Raw genomic sequence first — 19,730 nt, forward strand, 5'->3', positions numbered from 1 at the left:
TGCGCGCAAGCCGTTACTGTGCGTGCAAAGAATAATACTTACCGGGGGGATGTATGAAGCTGTTATGGGCGCTGGGGCGCTTGTTGACCCTGCTGTTCTGGCTGGTGGTGCTGGTCAACCTGGTCATGCCGTTCGTTCATCCGCTGCATCTGCTGGTCAATTTTGGCGCAGCGATATTGCTGGCGATCCATTTGCTGGAACTGGTGTTGTTTCGAGCCAGCTTGCGCGGCCGGCCAGCTTCAGGCCGTGATCGCCTGCGAGTGCTGCTGTTCGGCATCTTCCACCTGCAAACCCTCCCGATCGCCGCCGAGGCTTCCCATGCGTAAATTGTGTCTGCTTGTCGCACTCGTGTGCCCCTGGGCCAGTGCCCAAGTGATCCAGGTCGAAACCCATTCCTTGATGCGTCTGCCCAATACCACCAGCGCCCTGACACTGGAACGGCTGGAGGTGGCCGATTACGGCACGTTGCTGGTGCCTGCCAACGTCACTGAATTGACCATTGGCCAACTGCACCTGGGGCGCGAAGCACGGATCGCCATCGTGCCTGGGCAACAGACACTGCAGATAAAAGTTGCCGAGGGCGAACTGGCCGACGGCAGTCAGATCACGGCTCGGGGCGCGCCCGGAACCTATACCAAAGCGGCACGAGCGGGACGTGATCTCAATCTGCGCTTCAATGCCTTGAATGCGCCATTGTTGTCGGTGGATGCCCGCGGTGGAACCGGTGCGCCAGGTTACGTGGGCCTCGACGGCGCCAACGGCCAGGCGCCGGGTTGTACGTGGGGGGCAGCCGGTCGCGGTGCCGACGGCAGCAATGGCAGTGACGGCCAGCCGGGTGCGGCGGGTGCGCAGGTGCGTCTCGAATTGCCCCGTGATTATCCCGATGAGCAGATCAAGGTTACGGTGGAGGGTGGCGCGGGCGGCGCCGCTGGAGCCGGAGGTAAACCCGGCGCTGGCGGCAAGGCCAAGGGGTGCTTCGTCTATACCGCCGACGGTGGCAAAAGCGGTCGCCCTGGTGCCGATGGCCAGCCGGGACCAGCCGGAGCAGCGGGGGCGGTGACGGTGCAGCGATTCTAAGAGGACTGAGCTCGAGAACTGTGGGAGCGAGCCTGCTCGCGATGGCAGGGTATCAGTCAACCTTGATGTGACTGACCCACCGTTATCGCGAGCAGGCTCGCTCCCACCAGGGGATACGCTAAGTTCAGAACATCGGCCGCGCCGCGCCAATCGCCACCACCAGCAACCCGATCAACAGATTAATCCCCACCAACTGCCGGATTTTCCCCAGTACCGCCGCGCCCGTCGGCCAGTCCTGGGCTGCTACGGCCTTGCGCAGGGCCGGCAATTGCAATCCCTGGATGCGGATAAACAGCGCCGTCATCACCACATACAAGCCGATCATGATCTGCACATACCGTGGCGCGGTCTCGAAGCCGGCAAAGCGCATGTGGATCAGGCCCACGCCGCTGATCGGCAAAAGCACCACTGCGACCCAGACCCAAACGAAAAAACGCTGAAACACTTCTGTCCATAATTTGAGCCGGGCCGGCCCCTCAAGGGCCGCGATTGCGGCGGGGCGCAGGATCATCCAGGCGAAGAACATACCGCCGACCCAGACCAGGGCCGCCAGTAAATGCAGGGTGTAGACGAGGGCAAAGGGTGTCATTGAGTTACTCCGTTCTGCGCAGGATTGATTAGCGGGGTATGATAGCCGCCGATCCGAACCACTGAAAATTTATCCAGCGTTTTTAGCGCCCGACCATTCATGATCAGCACCGAACTCAAAACCACGATCCAGGGCGCCTATTCGCGTTTTCTCGAAGCCAAGAGCCTCAAGCCGCGATATGGCCAGCGCCTGATGATTGCCGAAGTGGCAAAAGTCCTGGGTGACATCGACACCGACGACGAAGGCCGGCGCAGTGGCGAGCCTGCCGTCGTGGCGGTGGAGGCCGGCACCGGCACCGGCAAGACCGTGGCCTACAGCCTGGCGGCAATCCCCACCGCCAAGGCCGCCGGCAAACGCCTGGTGATCGCCACGGCCACGATCGCCTTGCAGGAGCAGATCGTTTTCAAGGACCTGCCTGACCTGATGCGCAACAGCGGGCTGAATTTCAGCTTCGCCCTGGCCAAGGGTCGTGGGCGCTACATGTGCCTGTCCAAGCTCGACATGTTGCTTCAGGAAGGCCAGGCGCAGACCGCCACGGCCCAGTTGTTCGAGGAAGAAGGCTTCAAGATCGAAGTCGATGAGGCCAGTCAGAAGCTGTTTACCAGCATGATCGAAAAACTGGCCGGCAATAAATGGGACGGCGACCGCGACAGCTGGTCCACCGCCCTGGAAGACGCCGACTGGTCACGCCTGACTACCGATCATAGCCAGTGCACCAACCGTCATTGCCCGAACTTTGGCCAGTGCGCCTTCTACAAGGCCCGCGAAGGCATGGGCAAGGTCGATGTCATTGTCACCAACCACGACATGGTCCTGGCCGACCTGGCCCTGGGCGGTGGCGCGGTGCTGCCGGATCCGCGTGACACGATCTATGTGTTCGACGAAGGTCACCACCTGCCGGACAAGGCCATCGGCCATTTCGCCCATTACACCCGGCTGCGTTCCACCGCTGACTGGCTGGAAACCACCGCCAAGAACCTCACCAAGCTGTTGGCCCAACACCCGCTGCCGGGTGACCTGGGCAAGTTCATCGAGCAGGTGCCCGAGCTGGCCCGGGAAATCAAGACGAACCAGCAGTTCATGTTCAGTGCCTGCGAACAAGTGGCGGATTTCAAGCCCGGCGAAGACGTCGAGGGTCGTGATCGACCTCGCCATCGCTTTGTCGGCGGCGTCATTCCCGAGCACATGCGCGAGATGGGCATCGAGCTCAAGAAAGGCTTTGCCCGCCTGACCGACCTGTTCACCCGTCTGACCGACCTGCTCAAGGAAGGCATGGATGGCGAGGTCAATATCGGTATCGCCAGCAACCAGGCCGAGGAGTGGTACCCGTTGTTCGGCAGTCTGCTGTCCCGCTCTCAGGGTAACTGGGAGTTGTGGACCGCGTTCACGACTGAAGACCCGGAAGACAACCCGCCGATGGCGCGTTGGTTGACCCTGGCCGAAAGCGGCTCGCTGTTCGACATCGAGGTCAATGCCAGCCCGATCCTGGCGGCGGAAATGCTGCGTCGCAACCTGTGGAATGTCGCCTACGGCGCGCTGGTGACTTCCGCCACGCTGACGGCCCTGGGCACGTTCGACCGTTTCCGCATGCGCGCCGGCCTGCCGAAAAAAGCCGTGACCGCCGTGGTTCCGAGCCCCTTCCATCATGCCGACGCCGGCGTGCTGCGGGTCCCGGACCTCAAGGCTGATCCGCGGGATGCCGCCGCCCACACTGCGGCAATCATTCGCGACCTGCCGGAACTGGTGGAAGGCTCGCGGGGCACCCTGGTGCTGTTTTCCTCGCGCAAACAGATGCAGGACGTGTTCGACGGCCTCGACCGCGACTGGCGCAAGCAAGTGTTCATCCAAGGCAACCTGTCCAAGCAGGAAACCCTGAACAAGCACAAAGCGCGGGTCGATGGCGGCGATTCCAGCGTGCTGTTCGGCCTGGCGAGTTTTGCCGAAGGCGTGGATTTGCCCGGTGCCTACTGTGAGCATGTGGTGATCGCCAAGATCCCGTTTTCGGTTCCGGACGACCCGGTGGAAGCCGCGTTGGCCGAATGGATCGAGGCCCGCGGTGGTAACCCGTTCATGGAGATCTCCGTGCCGGACGCCTCGCTGAAACTGGTCCAGGCCTGTGGTCGATTGCTGCGCACCGAAGAAGACCGCGGCACCATCACCTTGCTCGACCGCCGACTGGTGACCCAGCGCTACGGCAAGGCGATCCTCAACGCCCTGCCACCGTTTCGGCGGGAGATATCCTAGCCTCCCGGTGATTTTTGACTGAGGAGGTCTCTGTGGCGAGGGGCTGTGCCAGTCCGGTCAGCCGTCTTGCGGCGGTTCCCAAAAACCTCAATGGCTGAAACAATGCAGGCCACTTCAAAAAAGTGTTTGTTTCAAGGGAGTTGCGGGTGCAGATTCAAGGCCATTATGAGCTTCAATTCGAGGCGGTGCGTGAAGCCTTCGCCGCGCTGTTCGACGATCCTCAGGAGCGCGGCGCGGCGTTGTGCATTCAGGTTGGTGGCCGCACGGTCATCGATCTGTGGGCCGGCACGGCCGACAAGGATGGCAGTGAGGCCTGGCACAGCGACACCATCGCCAATCTGTTTTCCTGCACCAAGACGTTCACCGCCGTCACCGCCCTGCAACTGGTGGCCGAAGGCAAGCTGCAGCTGGACGCCCCTGTCGCCCGCTACTGGCCTGAGTTCGCGGCAGCCGGCAAGCAAGCCGTCACGCTCCGTCAGTTGCTTTGCCACCAGGCCGGGTTGCCGGCGTTACGTGAATTGCTGGCGCCCGAAGCACTTTATAACTGGCAGACCATGGTCGATGCTCTGGCCGCTGAAGCGCCCTGGTGGACGCCGGGAGACGGTCACGGCTACGCGGCGATCACTTATGGCTGGCTGGTCGGCGAACTGCTGCGCAGGGCTGACGGTCGTGGGCCGGGGGCATCCATCGTGGCCCGTATTGCCAAGCCGTTGGGCCTGGATTTCCACGTCGGCCTGGCTGATGAAGAGTCTCATCGCGTGGCCCACATCGCTCGCGGCAAAGGCAATGTGGGGGACGCGGCGGCCCAGCGCCTTTTACAAGTGACGATGCGCGAACCCACGGCCATGACTACCCGGGCCTTTACTAACCCGCCCTCGATCATGACCAGCACCAATAAGCCAGAGTGGCGGCGCATGGAGCAACCGGCGGCCAACGGCCATGGTAACGCCCGCAGCCTGGCCGGGTTCTATGCCGGCCTGCTGGACGGCAGCCTGCTGGAGGGCGAAATGCTCGACGAACTGACTCGCCAGCACAGCTTCGGCGAGGACAAGACATTGTTGACCCAGACCCGTTTCGGCCTGGGTTGCATGCTCGATCAGCCGGATGTACCGAACGCGACCTACGGCCTCGGCCCTCGGGCATTCGGTCATCCTGGGGCAGGGGGCTCCATCGGTTTTGCCGACCCGGAGCACGATGTGGCTTTTGGCTTTGTGACAAACACCCTCGGGCCATACGTTTTGATGGATCCGCGGGCGCAGAACCTTGCGCGGGTACTTGCCACTTGTCTATAAAACGTTAGCGAAGGCGGCGGGCACAGGAACCTCGTGTTCCTTTCAGTTTCCAACCGTCTGTTTATGCGGCCCGAACATGGCCTTTGTTTTTTTTTACATCATTTTGTGGATATCCAATGTCATTGAATAAATCTTTCGCTCTGGCGCTGTGCTTCGCTATCACCGGTTGCGCACAAACCCCACAAAATGATGCCGAGGGCGGCAGTGGCTGGTGGCCGTTCGGCGCCTCCGACAAGGTCGCGGCCAAAGAACCGACGTCAGCGGCGCCGCTGAAACCGGCTGCCGTCGCGCCACAAGCCAAGGCCGAGGGTGCCACTCACTGGTGGTGGCCGTTTTCTTCCGATGACGCCGCCGACGGCGTCGCCAAAAAAGTCGACGCCAAACCTGAAGTCAAGACGCCGGTTACCGTCGCCAAGGCTGAAGCTGAAAGCAACGGCAAGTGGTGGTGGCCATTCGGCGGTAAAGATCAGGAAACCGCCAAGACGGTGCCGATGCCGGATCCGAAAGTCACCCAGGCTTGGCTCGACGACTACGAGCCGAAATTGCGCACGGCCATCAAGGACAGCAAGCTCGAACTTGAACGCCGCGACGACGTGCTGGTGGTCACCGCACCGGTGGACGGCTCCTTCAACCCGGATCGTCCGGCCATGCTGCTGCCGGTGAGCCTCGGCCCGTTCACCCGCGTTGCGAAAATTCTGGAAGCTGATCCGAAAACAGCCGTGCTGATCCTCGGCCACGCCGACACGTCGGGCGCCGCGCCGGTCAACCTGAAGCTCAGCCAGGAACGCGCCCAATCCGTGGCGGCGATTTTCCGTCTCAGCGGCTTGCAGCGTGATCGCCTGATGCTGCGTGGCATGGGTTCGGTTGCGCCCCGTGCCGCCAATGACAGCGTTGAAGGTCGCGCTTTGAATCGTCGTGTCGAGCTGCTGGTCACGCCGCAAAACACCATGGTTGCGCTGCTGAGCAAGTACAACATGCCGGCCCCGGCGCCAGTAAGGTTGGTGGCGGTCCAGGACGTGAAACCTGCGGCTTTGGCGCCAGCGCCCGCGCCGGCGGCTAAAAAATCCAAGGCCGTTGCCAGCAAAAAAGCGCCGGCCAAGAAGGCCGCCGCCAAGGCTCCTGCCAAAAAAGCCCCGGCCAAGAAAGCGCCGGTGGCGAAGAAGCCGCAACCGACCAAAGCCGCTACCGATGCCAAGAAAGTCGCGGCTGCCGATGCATCCAAGCAGTGATGGGCTAACTACAAGGAACGCGCCATGACCCAGACGCTGGCTGATATGCGCCGCGACTACACCCGCGATGGCCTGACCGAGGCGCAGGCCCCGGCCGAGCCGTTCGCGCTGTTCCACCAGTGGTTCGCCGACGCGGTGAAAACCGAACAGGCGCCGGTGGAGGCCAACGCCATGACCTTGGCGACCGTGGATGCCGATGGGCGCCCGCACTGCCGGATCCTGCTGCTCAAGGGGCTCGATGCCCAAGGCTTCACGTTCTTCACCAACTACGAGAGCGCCAAGGGGCAGCAACTGGCCGCGAACCCGTTCGCGGCCATGACATTTTTCTGGCCGACGCTGGAGCGTCAGGTGCGTATCGAAGGCAAGGTGCAGAAGGTCACGGCGCAAGAGTCGGACGCCTATTATCAGGTACGGCCATTGGGCAGTCGCCTCGGGGCCTGGGCTTCACCTCAAAGCCGGGTGATTGCGGGTCGAGGTGAGCTGGAAGACTTGCTCAAGGCCACCGAACAACGCTTCAGTGACAGCCAGCCTCACTGCCCGGAGCATTGGGGGGGCTATCGTCTGCTGCCCGAGCGTATCGAATTCTGGCAGGGACGGGCCAGCCGTCTGCATGATCGCCTCAACTACCGCCTGCAAGAGGCGAGCTGGATCCGCGAGCGTCTGGCGCCTTAGCCCTGGGTATACCCTGCCGCCGCGGCCTGAAGCCATTGCGGCAGGTCGCGCCGCTTGATCCCTTGCTTCTGGGCGTGGGCCAATTGTTGCAGCATGTAAGTTTTTTTCAGCTCATCCTGCCCCGCCAAAGACAGCGCCAGATCGCGGTCCATCCAGCGTTTGATCCGCACGTACAGCCACCAATGAAAGTACAAACCGGCGACGGTGGTAGCGGCTATGATGAAATAATCCATGAGAAATCCTCAGGCCAGTGACGCGGATAGCGGAAATTGGCGCTACTGTTTGGGTGAATTTTTCGGGCGAGTCTGTATCCCACCTGAATGAAAACAATTTTATCCCGGCGAGGCCGTGACAGGCGTCAAGCTGCGGAGTTTAATGAATACCTGTCTTTTGGAGTTTGATGCTATGCGTAAGTCTGTTTTGCTGGTTGCTTCCTTTTCCACGATGGCGATGTTGCTCACTGGCTGTCAGTCGAGCCTGACCGGTGACTCCTATTCCCGTGACGAAGCGCGTCGCGTGCAGACGATTCGCATGGGGACCATTGAAGCCTTGCGTCCGGTCAAGATCGAAGGCACCAAGACCCCGATCGGCGGCGCGGCGGGTGCGGTGGTAGGTGGTGTGGGTGGCAGCGCCATCGGTGGTGGCCGTGGCAGTATCGTTGCTGCCGTGATCGGCGCCGTGGCCGGCGGCCTGATCGGCTCCGCGACCGAAGAAGGCCTGACCCGTACCCAGGGTGTGGAAATCACCGTTCGCGAAGACGACGGCAGCATGCGCGCCTATGTGCAGCAGGTTCAGGAAAACGAAGTGTTCCGTGTGGGTGAGCGGGTTCGTATTTCCACTGTGGATGGTACGAGCCGCGTATCGCACTAAGCTGGAATCGCTAAGAGAAAATCGCGCTTTTTCCTGAACGGGGAGGCGCGATTTTTTTTATGGCTTCGTTTCGGGGGGCGCGCGGCGTGTATATCCGTTTCTTCGGTAACGGCTGCTTATGGTTCCGCTCTTACAGCGGCTCACTTTTGAAGAGCGCAAAAGTAAGCAAAACGCTTCTGCCCCACCACTCGGCACCTCGCTTAGGCTCGGTGTGCCTGAACGAAGGCATTGCTCCGTGGGCCGCCGCGAAGGGCCATCCATGGCCCAGCGCGGCTAACCCGGCATCCATGCCGGGTTGCCCACTGCGCAATACCTTCGTTCAGCCAGCGTGGTTAACGGGGCGTCCAAGATCAACGTCCACCGCGAGGCGGCCTTATAGCCGGCCTGATTCTTGGTGGGACCGCGTTTCTCCTGTGGGAGCGGGCTTGCTCACGCAAGCGGTATCACAGTCGATGAAGATGTTGGGTGTGTTGGCCTTTTCGCGAACAAGCCCGCTCCCTCAGTGGTTCTGTGTTGGATATAAATTTGTGCTCACTGAAAGATCGAATGTGGGAGCGAGCCTGCTCGCGATGACGGCATCCAATTCAATCGCTATGTAACTGAACTATCGCAAGACTGAGAAGGCGGCTACACAGTTGACGAAGATGTTGCATGTGTCGACCTCTTCGCGAGCAGGCTCGCTCCCACAGGAAAAACGCGATCATCAAAAAAAAACAGGCCGGCTATCAGGCCGCCTCGCGGTGGACGTTGATCTTGGACGCCCCGTTAACCACGCTGGCCGAACGCAGGCATTGTGGAGTGGGCATCCCGGCATGGATGCCGGGATAGCCGCGCTGGGCCATGGATGGCCCTTCGCGGCGGGCCCACGGAGCAATGCCGGAGTGAGGGCACACCGAGCCTAGGCGAGGTGCCGAGTGGTGGGGCATGTACGGGACAACCACATGGGTTACAAAAAAGTGCATTCACATAGGTGACACTTTGATTGAAACATAGCCATTCTTTGCGTCCCTAGCGTTGACGTGACCTAGGATCACCGGACCGAAGATCACATTCCATACCCCATCTTTGATCATCTCCATTCCAATGTTTTGATGCCTGAGCAGATTCCCCACGTATATCCGCAGACCCGCTCGATTAATGATTCCGCAACTATCAGCCAGGTAACACTCAACGTGGCTCGCATAGCCCATTTCCGGTAGTTTTTCCGGGTAAGCTCGGGTTGAGGGTGTATAGCAGGAGGCCGGTTTTCTGACCGAGCGCCTCGTGTCCCCGCTCGTGATTGTAGTGCTGCATAAATCGATCAAAGTGTTTTTGCTGAGCCTCCCAGGCAATGGCTGGCGGTTTGGGAAAAGTACTTTTCAATGTTCGGTGCATGCGCTCATGACGCCCATTTTGATCTGGCCGACCGGGCTCAATTCGCTCAGGAATAATCCCAAGGCGCAACCACCAGATCGACAACTGCGATAACCCTGCACGACCCGTACTGGCAAACGGCACGCCGTTATCGGTGCGGATACGTTCAGGCATCCCGTATTCACGAAAAACGCGCTCGAAGGTTTGCTGGGTCTCCTTGAGATTGGTATTGGCCATGCTCTCGCAGGCAAGCAAGAAGCGACTGGCATGATCCATGATCGTCAGTGGATAGCACCAAACGCCCGTCCCGGTGAGAAATTGGCCTTTGTAATCTGCGCTGAAGAGCTGATTAGGCGTTTCTGCCTTACGCAAAGGCTTGGGGTAGACAGCAACACGCTGGCGTAACGGTCGAGACAGAATCAAGTCCGCTGCCTTAAGGATGTTGTAGATGGTCGTTTTCGACGGCGGATCCTGCCCCGGAAAGCGTTTCATCAGGTCGTTCTGGATCTTTTTAGGACCCGGAACCGTTTCGCCAGTAGAGCGAAACTCAATGATTGCCTGCCTCACAACCAATGGCACCACATAGGTTTGGTTGTGCCGTCGGCGGCTACGTTCGTCGAGCCCACTGGGACCCTCCAGTTCATAGCGCTCGACCCATTTGTAGCCAGTCTTTCGGCTGATCTGATAGTCCTGGCACAGCTGGCTAAAGCTGTGCTTTTCAGACAGATACTCAGCGATGAACATCACTTTGAGGTCCATAGGTTTCAGCTCTCTCCAGGGCATGGTCAGATCCTCGCGAAATCGACCCTGCCAGTTAAAAACTGTTACCTATGTGCGTGAACTCATTTGTAACCCATGTGGGTGAGTCATACCGGCAGAAGCGTTTTGGTTACTTTTGCGCTGTTCAAAAGTGACCCGCCGTAAGAGCGGAACCGCCAGTGGCCGTCACCGAAGAAACGGATATACACACCAATACACACCAATAAACACACAACAAACATCACCCCGATCAGGTAATTTTAGTTGGCTTTAAATGCTGTCTGCTTACGACTAGCCGCCGCTGTCACCGCATAACCCAGCAACGCCGCCAGGATCGAGCCAGTGAGAATACCCATCCGGTCCATACCGGCATACTCGCTGGTGCCGGGCGCGAACGCCAGGGAGCCGACGAACAGGCTCATGGTGAAGCCGATGCCGCACAGGATTGCCACGCCCAGTATCTGCCCCCAGTTGGCGCCGGCGGGCAGGCTGGCGATACCGATCTTGACCGCCAGCCAGGTCAGGCCGAAAACGCCGACGGTCTTGCCCAGCAACAGGCCGATGGCGATGCCCATCGGCACGTGATGGGTGAAGCTCTCGACGGTGACGCCGCTCAGGGACAAGCCGGCGTTGGCGAAGGCGAAGAGCGGCAGGATGCCATAGGCCACCCAGGGGTGCAGGGCATGTTCCAGGGTCAGCAGCGGCGAGGTCTCGGCATTTTTTGTGCGCAGCGGAATGCAGAATGCCAGGGTCACCCCGGCCAGGGTGGCATGGACGCCGCTCTTGAGTACGCAGACCCAGAGAATCAGGCCGACAACCATGTAGGGGCCGAGCTTGACCACTCCCGCGCGGTTCATCGCCACCAGCGCGGCGATGCAGGCGGCTGCCAATACCAGTGACAAGGTCGACAGGGCGCCCGAGTAGAAGATGGCAATGATGATAATGGCGCCCAGGTCGTCGATGATCGCCAGGGTCATCAAAAACAGCTTGAGCGACACGGGTACCCGTTTGCCCAGTAGGGCCAGCACGCCAAGGGCGAAGGCGATGTCGGTGGCCGTTGGAATCGCCCAGCCTGCGAGGGCGGCCGGATTGTCGCGGTTGAGGAACCAGTAGATCAGGGCGGGGACGACCATGCCACCGATCGCTGCCGCACCCGGCAAGACGATCTGCGAGGGTTTCGACAGCTGCCCGTCGAGAACCTCACGTTTGACTTCGAGGCCGATGAGCAGAAAGAACATGGCCATCAGGCCGTCGTTGATCCACAACAACGCCGGTTTGGCGATTTTCAGCGCCCCGATCTGGGCCACCACAGGGGTGTCCAGAAAGTCCGTATAGAGCCACGACAGCGGTGAGTTATTGAGTATCAGGGCCAGCACGGCGGCGGCGATCAATAGCAGGCCGCTGGCAGCTTCCAACTGAAGGAAACGGGTCAAAGTATTACGTAGAGGCACGGTTGCTCTCCATGGATCAAATCAAAAAGATGGTCCACCCTAACCGGTACTGTTAGTTGTTAAAACAAAAGTTATATTCTTTTTTGTTATATGTCGTTACAACGCATGCAACGCGTGGTCAGGCAGTGACAGGCCATATTGGACCTTAGCTGTACCTGTGCGCGATGTCGGTTTTTTCCTAAGCTTGCGACTGGTTTTTCCGAGACAAGTCGTGCCTGCCTGTACGTCAGGTTCCTCGCGTCGCATTGATCCAGTGAGAAGACATCATGAATGACCACCGCCAGTGGGCGCGTGAAGCGATCCGTATCATCGAGGCTGACTTCCAGCGCAGCGCCGACACCCATCTGATTCCACTGGCGCTGCCAGGGCTGCCGGGTATCGAGTTGTACTTCAAGGATGAGTCCAGCCACCCCACCGGCAGCCTCAAGCATCGACTCGCCCGCTCGCTGTTTCTCTACGCGCTGTGTAATGGCTGGCTCAAGCCTGGCGCCCCGGTGATCGAGGCTTCAAGCGGATCGACGGCTATTTCCGAGGCTTACTTCGCGAGGCTTTTGGGCTTGCCCTTTATTGCGGTGATGCCGGCGACCACCTCCCGGGAAAAAATCGCACAGATCGCCTTCTATGGTGGCCAGAGTCACCTGGTGGACGATCCTACGCAGATCTACGCCGAGTCCGAGCGTTTGGCCCGTGAGCATGACGGCCACTTCATCGACCAGTTCACCTACGCCGAGCGCGCCACGGACTGGCGCGCCAATAACAACATTGCCGAATCGATCTTCCAGCAGATGCGTTTCGAGCGGCATCCGGAGCCGAGCTGGCTGATTTCCAGCCCCGGCACCGGCGGCACCACCGCGACCCTGGGTCGTTACGTACGCTACCGCCAGCACTGTACCCGTGTGCTGTGTGCCGACGCCGAGCGTTCGGTGTTTTTCGACTATTACCGCAGCGGCGATGCGAGCCTGCGCCTGGATTGTGGTTCGCGGATCGAAGGTATCGGCCGGCCAAGGGTCGAAGCGTCGTTTTTGCCCAAGGTGATCGATGCGATGGTCAAAGTGCCGGATGCCCTGTCGCTGGCGGCCATGCACTACCTGGCCCAGCGATTGGGCCGACGGGTCGGCGGATCCAGCGGCACCAACCTGATCGGCGCGCTGATCGCCGCCAGGCAGATGGTGCAAGCAGGTGAGACGGGCTCGATCGTGGCAATCTTGTGTGACGGCGGTGAGCGCTATGCCACGACCTATTACGATCCGGCGTGGCTCAAGGCCCAGGGCTATGAGCTGAGTGGATTGATGGACGCCGTGGCGGCGAGTGTGGAGCGGGGTGAGGCGCTGCCGGAAAGTGTGCTCCGAGCCAATATCTGAACACTGGAAAACACTGAATTTCCTTGTGGCAGCGAGCTTGTGTGGGAGCTGGGCTTGCCCGCGATAGCATCACCTCGGTTCACCTGATAGACCGAGCTGCCTGCATCGCGGGCAAGCCCAGCTCCCACAAAGCTTCTCCCGCAGTGGGTAGGGGTCAGGCCTTGAGGCCCAGGATATCCCGCGCCACCGCCTCGGCAATCCGGATTCCGTCCACGCCCGCCGAGAGAATCCCGCCCGCGTAGCCGGCGCCTTCACCAGCCGGGAACAAGCCCTTGACGTTCAGGCTTTGCAACGTTTCGTCGCGGGTGATGCGCAGCGGCGACGAGGTGCGGGTTTCAATGCCGGTCAGCACGGCGTCATGCAGCGAGTAGCCGCGAATCTGCTTTTCGAACGCCGGCAGGGCTTCACGGATGGCTTCGATGGCGAAGTCGGGCAGGGCCAAGGCCAGGTCGCCCAAAGACACTCCCGGTTTGTAGGACGGCTCGACGCTGCCCAGCGCCGTAGACGGTTTGCCGGCAATGAAATCGCCCACCAGTTGTGCCGGGGCTTCGTAGTTGCTGCCACCGAGCACGAAAGCGTGGGATTCCAGACGCTCCTGCAATTCGATGCCCGCCAAGGGGCCGCCCGGGTAATCCACTTCAGGCGTAATGCCCACCACGATGCCGGAGTTGGCGTTGCGCTCGTTACGTGAATACTGGCTCATGCCGTTGGTCACGACGCGGTTCGGCTCGGAGGTGGCCGCCACTACGGTGCCGCCCGGGCACATGCAGAAGCTGTACACCGAGCGACCGTTCTTGGCGTGGTGCACCAGTTTGTAATCGGCGGCGCCAAGCTTCGGGTGGCCGGCATATTTGCCCAGGCGCGCGCTGTCGATCAGCGATTGCGGGTGTTCGATGCGGAAACCCACCGAGAACGGCTTGGCTTCCATGTACACGCCGCGGCCGTGGAGCATGCGGAACGTGTCCCGGGCGCTGTGGCCCAGGGCCAGAATCACATGTTTTGAATGAATACGTTCGCCACTGGCCAGTTCAACACCGACCAACTGGCCGTCCTCGATCAACACATCCGTGACCCGCTGCTGGAAGCGAACTTCGCCGCCCAGGGCGCGAATCTGCTCACGCATGTTTTCCACGACGCCTGTCAGACGGAACGTACCGATGTGCGGCTTGCTGACGTAGAGGATTTCTTCCGGCGCGCCGGCCTTGACGAATTCGTGCAGGACTTTGCGACCCAGGAACTTGGGATCCTTGATCTGGCTGTAGAGCTTGCCGTCGGAGAACGTCCCCGCACCGCCTTCGCCGAACTGCACGTTGGATTCGGGGTTGAGCACGCTTTTGCGCCACAGGCCCCAGGTGTCCTTGGTGCGCTGCCGCACTTCGGGGCCGCGCTCGAGGATGATCGGTTTGAAGCCCATCTGTGCCAGCAACATGGCGGCGAAGATCCCGCACGGGCCGAAGCCGACCACGATCGGCCGTTCGCTCAGGTCAGCCGGTGCCTGGCCCACCACTTTATAACTGACATCCGGCGCCTGGTTGACGTTACGGTCATCGGCGAACTTGCGCAGCAAGCCGGCTTCATCGCGCACCGTCAGGTCGATGGTGTAGATGAAGCACAGTTCGGAGGACTTCTTACGCGCGTCGTAGCTGCGTTTGAACAGGGTGAAGTCGAGCAGGTCATCGCTGGCGATGCCCAGGCGCTGCACGATGGCTGGGCGCAGGTCTTCTTCGGGATGGTCGATCGGCAGCTTGAGTTCGGTGATTCGTAACATGACAGGATCCGGTTCGCGGGACGCACAACTGCGCCAGGGCGTGAGCCGGCGATTATAAGCCAAAAAACTTCGAATCAGTCGTTACGCGCACCGCCGAAGTAAGCGCATCCGCGCTGGACCTGACCGTTGACCCGCAGCTCGGCACTCATGTGCTGCACGCTGCCGGTCACGCTGTCGACGCAGCGCTGGGGAGTGACCCAAAGCTCGACCTTCTGGCCGTTGGCTTCGGTGCCGAGATTGAAGCGGCCATCGCCCAGTTGTTCTTCAACGAAAGGCACTGCCAGAGGCGGCTGGCCCTCACGTTCGAGCACCAGGCCTTTGCCGCTGGCGTTCAGATTCCACTCGGGGCCATGGCCGGTGGCGCGCAGGAGCAGCCGCTTGAAGTCGGCGTCGTCGCAAGCGCTGCCCGAACGCTCCAGGCGATACAGCTGCTCAAGATTCAACTGGCTGTCGGTACCGGCCGCTGCGCTGGTGACGATATGGCCGCGCACATCGGCAAACAGTTTGCCCTGATCATCGGCCAGGCTGGCGGCCTGTTGCAGTACGCTGGTGCCGCCGCTGTCGTTGACGATGTAGCGACGCTGCTCCTGGCAGGGCTGGAACACCAGCTTGCCATCGGCCGCCGTAAGTTCGCCCTGCATGCGCATCTGGCCGGCATGGGAAACGCTCTGGGGTGGAGCGTCGAGCAACTGGCAGCCGGCGAAAAGCGGCAGGAGGGCGACAAACAGCAGGGAACGGGCGGCACGCATCATTGAGTCTCCAGACAAGTGCCGCCACGTTACGCAGACTGATCCTGCATCACAAGAGGTCAACCGACGTGAAAGGTCTGGCCAGTCTGCAGGCCTTCGACACTCTTGGCGTAGGCCAATGCGACATCGGCGGCTGGTACCGGCTTATAGCCACGGAAGTACGGGGCATAGTTGTCCATGGCTTCGAGCAGCACGTTCGGACTGACCGAGTTGACCCGCAAGCCCCGGGGCAATTCGATTGCCGCGGCACGCACGAAACTGTCCAGGGCACCGTTGACCAGCGCCGCCGACGCACCGCTTCTGATCGGATCGTGGCTGAGCACGCCAGTGGTGAAGGTGAAGGACGCACCGTCATTGGCGAATTCGCGGCCGATCAGCAGCAGGTTGACCTGGCCCATCAGTTTGTCTTTCAAACCCAGGGCGAAGCTGTCCTGCGTCATCTCGTCCAAGGGCGCAAAGGTGACGTTGCCCGCGGCGCAGACCAGTGCATCGAAGCGACCGGTTTTCTCGAACAGGGCACGGATCGAAGAGCTGTCACTGATATCCACGTGCAGGTCGCCGCTGTGACGGCCGATGCGGACAATCTCGTGACGCGGCGACAGTTCTTTATCAATGGCCGAACCGATGGTGCCGCTGGCGCCGATCAACAGGATTTTCATTAGCTGTTCCTCAATGGGCTGGATGAGATTGCAGTCTAGAGAGGTTCTTTCTCTTGATAATCGTGGTAATAGGCAACCTTTGGTTTTCAATTGGAAACAATCCGATGAGCGAAATGGACGACCTGGCGGCGTTCGCCGTGTTGATCGAGGCCGGTAGTTTCACCCTGGCGGCCCAGCAATTGGGCTGCAGCAAGGGCCAGTTGTCCAAGCGCATCAGCCTGCTGGAGAGTCGGTTTTCGGTGGTGTTGCTACAGCGCACCACGCGGCGCTTGAGTCTCACGGCAGCGGGGGCGGCGTTATTGCCCCAGGCCCAGGCGTTATTGGTGCAGGTGCAAAGGGCGCGTCAGGCCCTGGCTCGCCTGAAGGATGACATTTCCGGGCCGGTGCGTATGACGGTTCCGGTGTCGTTGGGCGAAACCTTCTTTGAGGGTTTGCTGACGGAGTTCGCCCAGCGCTACCCCGACGTGCAGATTGAACTGGAACTCAACAATGGCTACCGGGATCTGTCCCGTGATGGTTTCGACCTGGCGATCCGCTCCGACGCTGCCCTCGATGAGCGCCTGGTGGCGCGTCCGTTGCTGGCCTGGCATGAACTGACCTGCGCCAGCCCGGCCTACCTCGAACACTACGGCGAACCCCTGACGCCCCAGGGCCTGGTCGAACATCGTTGCCTGCTCAACAGTCATTACAGCGGCCGCGAAGAATGGCTCTATCACCAGCAACACGAATTGTTGCGGGTGCGGGTATCGGGACCGTTCGCCAGCAATCACTACAGCCTGCTGAAAAAAGCCGCCCTGGCCAACGCCGGGATCGCCCGGTTGCCGTCCTATCTGTTGCATGAGGAATTGGCTGACGGACGTTTGCGCTGGTTACTCAGGGATTTTCAGACCCGTCGCATGCCGATGTACCTCGTGCACCCGTACCAGGGCGGTTTGCCCAAGCGCACCCAGGTGCTGGCCGATTATCTGATCGACTGGTTCAAGCGCAGTGGCGAGGCGCTGGATCGGCTTCAGCGATAGCAAGGCATCACACGAACCTTGTGGGAGCGAGCCTGCTCGCGATAGCGGTGGGTCAGGCAACAATTGTGCTGAAGCTGACACTGCTATCGCGAGCAGGCTCGCTCCCACAGGAGTCCCGATCTTGATCAGCGAGCGTAGTGCCTGGCGATCAGGTGGTCGAGCGACAGCTTGCCCGGCCCGCGCGCCATCAGATAAAGCAGTACCGCCGCCCAGGTGCCATGGGTCGGATAGGCGTCGGGGTAGACGAACAGTTGAATGGTCAAGGTCATGCCCAGCAGGGCCAGGGCCGAGAAGCGTGTCGCCAGGCCAAACAGGATCAGGATCGGGAACACATGCTCGGCCGCTGCCGCCAGATGCGCTGCCAGTTCTGGCGACAACAGCGGCAAGGCGTATTCGCTTTTGAACAGGGGAATGGTTGAATCGGCCAATCGCGGCAGGCCGAGCTGGAAGGTGCCGTCGATCAGGTCGATGGCCAGGCCTTCGATTTTGGTCTGGCCGGATTTCCAGAACACCGCCGCGATGCAAAAGCGCCCAACGAAGGCGATCAGGCTGTGAGGGATTTTATCCAGCCATTCAATGGAGCGAGTGATCGGGGCGTTCATGGCAATACCTGCTCGGCTAACAGATGGGTGACGGCTTGATGGCTGATGAGCTGCGCCAGGGTGTGCTCCAGTTCCAGATCGCTGTCGCGCCTGGTTGCAGCATCAATGGCCGCGCCCAGGAAACAACCTTGCAGCAGGTCCTTGAGGAAATCATGGGCGCCGGGACTGATCGCAAACACCTCCACGTCCAGGTTGTTGCGCAGGACCAGGGCGCATTGCGGCGTGAAGGGGTCGACCGGCATGACGGGCTCTTGCTGATGGGCGGCCCAGATCGCCACCACGGCGAAGGGCGATTGCAACAGGTGCAGTGACGGGTGAAGACCGACCCTCAGATGATCATGGGATGCCGGCGATGACAGCACTTGCATGACCTGTTCTGCGTCCATGGGCCGGGCGTCGGCGGCGTGCCAGGCTTGCACCTGCAGGCGCTCCAGTCGGGCGACATCCGCCAGATACGGCACGCTGGCGGCGGGTTCGAAATGTTCGATGAACCCGGCAAAGTCAGCACCATAGTCACTCATGACTGGGCTTCGCGGTGCGGCGCACTGGGCGTACATTCCGGCCATCGCGCCGAAGAACTCCTCGCCCACCAGTTGTGCCACCACCGGATAGTTGTCGGCCAGGGCGTTGATCAATGAGCTGAGCACGTTGTTGCGATACACCGCGAACCGGCTCTCTGGATCGGCGCCGGTGGCGCAGGTCAAACCCTGCGGACAAGCTTTGCGCGGGTCGAGCAGGGCGGCGGCGAATTCGCTGTAGCGGCTCATGGCTGGACCCTGGCGGCGTTTAATAGTTGGTCGGCCTGACCGGCTTCGGCCAACAGCACTGCCAACGCCGGGATGCGGTTGTCGCGCTCGATCAGCGTGGCGACTGGCCCGGTCCGCGCCAGCGCCGTGCGATACAAGCGCCAGACCTCGTTATCGATTGGCGCACCGTGGTCATCGATCAGCAAACGCTCGCCCAGGCTGTCGGAGTCTTCGGCAAACCCGGCCAGATGAATTTCGCCGGTGGCCTGCAGGGGCAGGGCGTCGAGGTAAGCCTGGGGATCACGGCAATGGTTGATGCATGAAACGTAGACGTTGTTCACATCCAGCAGTAGTCCGCAGCCGGTGCGACGGATGACTTCACTGATGAAGTCAGGCTCGTCGAGGGTCGAGTCCTCGAACGCCAGATAAGTGGCCGGGTTTTCCAGCAGCAGTGTGCATTTGAGGCTGGACTGGACCTGATCGACGTGTTCGCAGACGCGCCTGAGCGTCGTTTCATCGTAGGCCAGGGGCAGCAGATCGTTGAGAAACACCGGGCCATGGCTGGACCAGGCCAGGTGTTCGGAAAAAGACTGGGGCTGATAGCGTTCGATCAGTGTGGCCAGGCGCTGCAAATGCGCAACATCCAGCGGCCCCTCTCCACCGATCGACAAACCGACGCCGTGCAATGACAGCGGATACTGTTCGCGTATCCGCCCCAGGAAGTAATGAAACGGCCCGCCGGCCACCATGTAGTTTTCCGCGTGCACTTCGAAGAAACCCAGATCCGGTCGGGTCTGGAGCACTTCACGAAAATGCTCGGTCTTGAGCCCCAGCCCCGCCCGCGGCGGTAGCCGGGTATCGAAGGCGAGGGAAGCGGTGTTCGACATGGCGGCAGGCCTCAGGCGGTGCGATCAGGACTTGGCTTTATAGGCTTCAAGCTGGCCGAAGCCGGTGGGCGAGGTTTCGCTTTTGAGGGTGGTGCAGGTGCCCTTGGGGACCGATTTCCAGGCGTTGGCCTGATAGTCCATTTTCGCGGTGCCGGCACAGGTGGTGCCAGCGCCGGCGGCGCAGTCGTTCTTGCCTTTGAGAGCGACACCGAAGCATTTTTCCATGGTGTCGTCGGCGGCATGGACAGTCGAGACGCCTGTCATGCTCAAGGCAGAGCCAAGTGCCAGGGCCAGGGCGGCGGCGGACAGGGTGCGGGTCGAAGCAGTCATGATGATTCTCCAGTTTCAGGAAATGAACCGGCGTTAGCGCCGGTCTGCTGAACTAGAGAGGGGGTGGGGGAAT

Annotated in this window: 20 protein-coding genes and 1 pseudogene; 9 read left to right on the plus strand and 12 right to left on the minus strand. The window is 60.9% G+C overall.

Annotated features, from left to right (window positions below):
• The first annotated feature begins 53 nt into the window (after positions 1-53).
• Both GKKCFE_RS04605 and GKKCFE_RS04610 read left to right on the plus strand, forming a co-directional pair.
• Positions 54-326, plus strand: a complete 273-nt coding sequence (locus GKKCFE_RS04605) for a DUF1145 domain-containing protein (protein WP_139051003.1) — start codon at positions 54-56, stop codon at positions 324-326.
• Positions 319-1,077 carry a collagen-like protein gene (locus GKKCFE_RS04610; RefSeq protein ID WP_139051002.1) on the plus strand — a complete coding sequence of 253 codons (759 nt, stop codon included), beginning with the start codon at positions 319-321 and terminating at the stop codon, positions 1,075-1,077. Before GKKCFE_RS04605 ends, GKKCFE_RS04610 begins: the two co-directional genes overlap by 8 nt.
• A 124-nt stretch (positions 1,078-1,201) precedes the next feature.
• Here GKKCFE_RS04610 and GKKCFE_RS04615 read toward each other — a convergent pair whose 3' ends face one another.
• Positions 1,202-1,666: a CopD family protein gene (locus tag GKKCFE_RS04615; RefSeq protein WP_047228405.1), complete on the minus strand. Its 465-nt coding sequence runs from the start codon at positions 1,664-1,666 to the stop codon at positions 1,202-1,204.
• 99 nt (positions 1,667-1,765) lie between these two features.
• Between GKKCFE_RS04615 and dinG the strand changes: the two genes are divergently transcribed.
• The 4 genes from dinG (at position 1,766) to pdxH (ending at position 7,103) form a co-directional block, all read left to right on the plus strand.
• A complete protein-coding gene (gene dinG / locus GKKCFE_RS04620) occupies positions 1,766-3,910 on the plus strand; it encodes an ATP-dependent DNA helicase DinG (RefSeq protein ID WP_047228404.1) in 2,145 nt (714 codons plus the stop codon).
• A gap of 146 nt (positions 3,911-4,056) precedes the next feature.
• On the plus strand, positions 4,057-5,202 hold the full coding sequence (locus tag GKKCFE_RS04625; protein ID WP_445577539.1) for a serine hydrolase domain-containing protein: 1,146 nt from the start codon (positions 4,057-4,059) through the stop codon (positions 5,200-5,202).
• A 116-nt stretch (positions 5,203-5,318) separates the two neighbouring features.
• Complete coding sequence (locus GKKCFE_RS04630; protein ID WP_316912711.1) at positions 5,319-6,431, plus strand: OmpA family protein; 1,113 nt, start codon at positions 5,319-5,321, stop codon at positions 6,429-6,431.
• A gap of 24 nt (positions 6,432-6,455) precedes the next feature.
• The gene (gene pdxH / locus GKKCFE_RS04635; protein ID WP_047228401.1) at positions 6,456-7,103 is read left to right on the plus strand and encodes a pyridoxamine 5'-phosphate oxidase; all 648 of its coding nucleotides are present in this window, start codon (positions 6,456-6,458) and stop codon (positions 7,101-7,103) included.
• Here pdxH and GKKCFE_RS04640 read toward each other — a convergent pair.
• A complete protein-coding gene (locus GKKCFE_RS04640) occupies positions 7,100-7,336 on the minus strand; it encodes a hypothetical protein (RefSeq protein WP_107321608.1) in 237 nt (78 codons plus the stop codon). The genes pdxH and GKKCFE_RS04640 overlap by 4 nt on opposite strands.
• A 172-nt stretch (positions 7,337-7,508) precedes the next feature.
• Here GKKCFE_RS04640 and GKKCFE_RS04645 point away from each other — a divergent pair, with 172 nt between their 5' ends.
• On the plus strand, positions 7,509-7,973 hold the full coding sequence (locus GKKCFE_RS04645) for an outer membrane lipoprotein (protein WP_047228399.1): 465 nt from the start codon (positions 7,509-7,511) through the stop codon (positions 7,971-7,973).
• Between the two features lie 725 nt (positions 7,974-8,698).
• Here the strand turns inward: GKKCFE_RS04645 and GKKCFE_RS04650 are convergent.
• From GKKCFE_RS04650 to nhaA, 3 genes and pseudogenes are all read right to left on the minus strand, one after another.
• On the minus strand, positions 8,699-8,935 hold the full coding sequence (locus GKKCFE_RS04650; protein WP_445578082.1) for a nucleoid-structuring protein H-NS: 237 nt from the start codon (positions 8,933-8,935) through the stop codon (positions 8,699-8,701).
• Positions 8,936-10,109 (minus strand): annotated as a pseudogene (locus tag GKKCFE_RS04655) (integrase core domain-containing protein).
• Between the two features lie 236 nt (positions 10,110-10,345).
• Positions 10,346-11,536 carry a Na+/H+ antiporter NhaA gene (gene nhaA / locus GKKCFE_RS04660; RefSeq protein WP_047228398.1) on the minus strand — a complete coding sequence of 397 codons (1,191 nt, stop codon included), beginning with the start codon at positions 11,534-11,536 and terminating at the stop codon, positions 10,346-10,348.
• A 263-nt stretch (positions 11,537-11,799) separates the two neighbouring features.
• On the opposite strand from nhaA, the gene GKKCFE_RS04665 reads away from it, so the two are divergent.
• Positions 11,800-12,897 carry a PLP-dependent cysteine synthase family protein gene (locus GKKCFE_RS04665; RefSeq protein ID WP_173407562.1) on the plus strand — a complete coding sequence of 366 codons (1,098 nt, stop codon included), beginning with the start codon at positions 11,800-11,802 and terminating at the stop codon, positions 12,895-12,897.
• A 154-nt stretch (positions 12,898-13,051) separates the two neighbouring features.
• Here the strand turns inward: GKKCFE_RS04665 and GKKCFE_RS04670 are convergent, their stop codons facing one another.
• From GKKCFE_RS04670 to GKKCFE_RS04680, 3 genes are all read right to left on the minus strand, one after another.
• Positions 13,052-14,665 carry an NAD(P)/FAD-dependent oxidoreductase gene (locus GKKCFE_RS04670; RefSeq protein WP_047228396.1) on the minus strand — a complete coding sequence of 538 codons (1,614 nt, stop codon included), beginning with the start codon at positions 14,663-14,665 and terminating at the stop codon, positions 13,052-13,054.
• 74 nt (positions 14,666-14,739) lie between these two features.
• A complete protein-coding gene (locus tag GKKCFE_RS04675; RefSeq protein ID WP_047228436.1) occupies positions 14,740-15,414 on the minus strand; it encodes a COG3650 family protein in 675 nt (224 codons plus the stop codon).
• A 59-nt stretch (positions 15,415-15,473) separates the two neighbouring features.
• Positions 15,474-16,073 (minus strand): short chain dehydrogenase, encoded by a 600-nt coding sequence (locus tag GKKCFE_RS04680; RefSeq protein WP_173407314.1) that lies wholly within the window; start codon positions 16,071-16,073, stop codon positions 15,474-15,476.
• A 104-nt stretch (positions 16,074-16,177) separates the two neighbouring features.
• Between GKKCFE_RS04680 and GKKCFE_RS04685 the strand changes: the two genes are divergently transcribed.
• Positions 16,178-17,092, plus strand: coding sequence for a LysR family transcriptional regulator (locus GKKCFE_RS04685; RefSeq protein ID WP_322834813.1), 915 nt, complete (start codon positions 16,178-16,180; stop codon positions 17,090-17,092).
• Positions 17,093-17,217: 125 nt separating this feature from the next.
• Here the strand turns inward: GKKCFE_RS04685 and GKKCFE_RS04690 are convergent, their stop codons facing one another.
• Genes GKKCFE_RS04690 through GKKCFE_RS04705 form a run of 4 tightly spaced genes read right to left on the minus strand, consistent with a single transcriptional unit; the run spans position 17,218 to position 19,657 of the window.
• Complete coding sequence (locus GKKCFE_RS04690; RefSeq protein ID WP_445577540.1) at positions 17,218-17,694, minus strand: DoxX family protein; 477 nt, start codon at positions 17,692-17,694, stop codon at positions 17,218-17,220.
• The gene (locus tag GKKCFE_RS04695) at positions 17,691-18,461 is read right to left on the minus strand and encodes an HvfC/BufC N-terminal domain-containing protein (protein ID WP_445577541.1); all 771 of its coding nucleotides are present in this window, start codon (positions 18,459-18,461) and stop codon (positions 17,691-17,693) included. Before GKKCFE_RS04695 ends, GKKCFE_RS04690 begins: the two co-directional genes overlap by 4 nt.
• Complete coding sequence (gene bufB, locus GKKCFE_RS04700; RefSeq protein ID WP_339492347.1) at positions 18,458-19,327, minus strand: MNIO family bufferin maturase; 870 nt, start codon at positions 19,325-19,327, stop codon at positions 18,458-18,460. The genes GKKCFE_RS04695 and bufB overlap by 4 nt, the downstream gene beginning before the upstream one ends.
• A 24-nt stretch (positions 19,328-19,351) precedes the next feature.
• Complete coding sequence (locus GKKCFE_RS04705; RefSeq protein WP_047228390.1) at positions 19,352-19,657, minus strand: BufA1 family periplasmic bufferin-type metallophore; 306 nt, start codon at positions 19,655-19,657, stop codon at positions 19,352-19,354.
• Positions 19,658-19,730 lie beyond the last annotated feature (73 nt).

The organism is Pseudomonas sp. E141 (assembly GCF_052659885.1).